Origin of the sequence: Pseudomonas fluorescens, assembly GCF_000968015.1 — a bacterium.
GTDB lineage: Bacteria > Pseudomonadota > Gammaproteobacteria > Pseudomonadales > Pseudomonadaceae > Aquipseudomonas > Aquipseudomonas fluorescens_W.
In genome coordinates, this window is the sequence record NZ_LACH01000011.1 from 1 (window position 1) to 3625 (window position 3625).

The 3625-nt window shown below is 51.1% G+C and carries 1 tRNA gene and 2 rRNA genes; all 3 read right to left on the bottom strand.

Annotation, left to right across the window (positions count from 1 at the left end):
- Positions 1–54: 54 nt before the first annotated feature.
- A 5S ribosomal RNA gene (rrf, locus tag VD17_RS06665) occupies positions 55–170 on the bottom strand.
- 159 nt (positions 171–329) lie between these two features.
- Positions 330–3221 (bottom strand): 23S ribosomal RNA (locus VD17_RS06670).
- A 248-nt stretch (positions 3222–3469) separates the two neighbouring features.
- A tRNA-Ala gene (locus VD17_RS06675) sits at positions 3470–3545 on the bottom strand.
- Between the last annotated feature and the right edge of the window lie 80 nt (positions 3546–3625).

Sequence of the window (3625 nt, forward strand, 5' to 3'; positions counted from 1 at the left end):
GCGGACAAAACAAAACCCCTACCTTCATACGCAGATAGGGGTTTCTGAATTTAATCTTGACGATGACCTACTCTCACATGGGGAAACCCCACACTACCATCGGCGATGCATCGTTTCACTGCTGAGTTCGGGATGGGATCAGGTGGTTCCAATGCTCTATGGTCGTCAAGAAATTCGGTAGCCAGCTCGTGTGCCTTTACAGGTCCACGCTCCAGCGAATGGGTATGCGATAGTCTGGTGTTTTGTGAGTATCTCGAACTTTCGGTTCGTTTCGTCTTCACACACCGCAATCTGGCCTCTGTCGAGTTCGCAAATTGCTTGGGTGTTATATGGTCAAGCCTCACGGGCAATTAGTATTGGTTAGCTCAACGCCTCACAGCGCTTACACACCCAACCTATCAACGTCGTAGTCTTCGACGGCCCTTCAGGGGACTCAAGGTCCCAGTGAGATCTCATCTTGAGGCTAGTTTCCCGCTTAGATGCTTTCAGCGGTTATCTATTCCGAACATAGCTACCCGGCAATGCCACTGGCGTGACAACCGGAACACCAGAGGTTCGTCCACTCCGGTCCTCTCGTACTAGGAGCAGCCCCTCTCAAATCTCAAACGTCCACGGCAGATAGGGACCGAACTGTCTCACGACGTTCTAAACCCAGCTCGCGTACCACTTTAAATGGCGAACAGCCATACCCTTGGGACCGGCTTCAGCCCCAGGATGTGATGAGCCGACATCGAGGTGCCAAACACCGCCGTCGATATGAACTCTTGGGCGGTATCAGCCTGTTATCCCCGGAGTACCTTTTATCCGTTGAGCGATGGCCCTTCCATACAGAACCACCGGATCACTAAGACCTACTTTCGTACCTGCTCGACGTGTCTGTCTCGCAGTCAAGCGCGCTTTTGCCTTTATACTCTACGACCGATTTCCGACCGGTCTGAGCGCACCTTCGTACTCCTCCGTTACTCTTTAGGAGGAGACCGCCCCAGTCAAACTACCCACCATACACTGTCCTCGATCCGGATAACGGACCTGAGTTAGAACCTCAAAGTTGCCAGGGTGGTATTTCAAGGTTGGCTCCACGCGAACTGGCGTCCACGCTTCAAAGCCTCCCACCTATCCTACACAAGCAAATTCAAAGTCCAGTGCAAAGCTATAGTAAAGGTTCACGGGGTCTTTCCGTCTAGCCGCGGATACACTGCATCTTCACAGCGATTTCAATTTCACTGAGTCTCGGGTGGAGACAGCGCCGCCATCGTTACGCCATTCGTGCAGGTCGGAACTTACCCGACAAGGAATTTCGCTACCTTAGGACCGTTATAGTTACGGCCGCCGTTTACCGGGGCTTCGATCAAGAGCTTCGCGTTAGCTAACCCCATCAATTAACCTTCCGGCACCGGGCAGGCGTCACACCCTATACGTCCACTTTCGTGTTTGCAGAGTGCTGTGTTTTTAATAAACAGTCGCAGCGGCCTGGTATCTTCGACCGGCATGGGCTTACGCAGTAAATGCTTCACCCTCACCGGCGCACCTTCTCCCGAAGTTACGGTGCCATTTTGCCTAGTTCCTTCACCCGAGTTCTCTCAAGCGCCTTGGTATTCTCTACCCAACCACCTGTGTCGGTTTGGGGTACGGTTCCTGGTTACCTGAAGCTTAGAAGCTTTTCTTGGAAGCATGGCATCAACCACTTCGTCACCCAAAGGGTAACTCGTCATCAGCTCTCGGCCTTAGAATCCCGGATTTACCTAAGATTCCAGCCTACCACCTTAAACTTGGACAACCAACGCCAAGCTGGCCTAGCCTTCTCCGTCCCTCCATCGCAATAACCAGAAGTACAGGAATATTAACCTGTTTTCCATCGACTACGCTTTTCAGCCTCGCCTTAGGGACCGACTAACCCTGCGTCGATTAACGTTGCGCAGGAAACCTTGGTCTTTCGGCGTGGGTGTTTTTCACACCCATTGTCGTTACTCATGTCAGCATTCGCACTTCTGATACCTCCAGCAAGCTTCTCAACTCACCTTCACAGGCTTACAGAACGCTCCTCTACCGCATCACCTAAGTGATACCCGTAGCTTCGGTGTATGGTTTGAGCCCCGTTACATCTTCCGCGCAGGCCGACTCGACTAGTGAGCTATTACGCTTTCTTTAAAGGGTGGCTGCTTCTAAGCCAACCTCCTAGCTGTCTAAGCCTTCCCACATCGTTTCCCACTTAACCATAACTTTGGGACCTTAGCTGACGGTCTGGGTTGTTTCCCTTTTCACGACGGACGTTAGCACCCGCCGTGTGTCTCCCATGCTCGGCACTTGTAGGTATTCGGAGTTTGCATCGGTTTGGTAAGTCGGGATGACCCCCTAGCCGAAACAGTGCTCTACCCCCTACAGTGATACATGAGGCGCTACCTAAATAGCTTTCGAGGAGAACCAGCTATCTCCGAGCTTGATTAGCCTTTCACTCCGATCCACAGGTCATCCGCTAACTTTTCAACGGTAGTCGGTTCGGTCCTCCAGTTAGTGTTACCCAACCTTCAACCTGCCCATGGATAGATCGCCCGGTTTCGGGTCTATTCCCAGCGACTAGACGCCCTATTAAGACTCGCTTTCGCTACGCCTCCCCTATTCGGTTAAGCTCGCCACTGAAAATAAGTCGCTGACCCATTATACAAAAGGTACGCAGTCACCCAACAAAGTGGGCTCCCACTGCTTGTACGCATACGGTTTCAGGATCTATTTCACTCCCCTCTCCGGGGTTCTTTTCGCCTTTCCCTCACGGTACTAGTTCACTATCGGTCAGTCAGTAGTATTTAGCCTTGGAGGATGGTCCCCCCATATTCAGACAAAGTTTCTCGTGCTCCGTCCTACTCGATTTCATGACTAAGAGATTTTCGCGTACAGGGCTATCACCCACTATGGCCGCACTTTCCAGAGCGTTCCGCTAATCTCAAAGCCACTTAAGGGCTAGTCCCCGTTCGCTCGCCACTACTAAGGGAATCTCGGTTGATTTCTTTTCCTCAGGGTACTTAGATGTTTCAGTTCCCCTGGTTCGCCTCTTAAGCCTATGTATTCAGCTTAAGATAACCATCTTATGATGGCTGGGTTCCCCCATTCAGACATCTCCGGATCAAAGTCTGTTTGCCGACTCCCCGAAGCTTTTCGCAGGCTACCACGTCTTTCATCGCCTCTGACTGCCAAGGCATCCACCGTATGCGCTTCTTCACTTGACCATATAACCCCAAGCAATCTGGTTATACTGTGAAGACGACATTCGCCGAAAATTCGATAATACTCAATTAAGAGCAACTCACAAATTTTACCTTAGCCTGAGCCGTTACCAGTGAAAGTAACGTTCAGTCTATCTTTCTATCACATACCCAAATTTTTAAAGAACGATCTAGCCAAAGACTAGAAATCAACATTCACCATCATCACGATGGAATGCTCATTTCTAAGCTTTCAACAACAGAAGCAGTAGTGGTGGAGCCAAACGGGATCGAACCGTTGACCTCCTGCGTGCAAGGCAGGCGCTCTCCCAGCTGAGCTATGGCCCCGTATTTCTACAGGTTCCCACACAAAATTGGTGGGTCTGGGCAGATTCGAACTGCCGACCTCACCCTTATCAGGGGTGCGC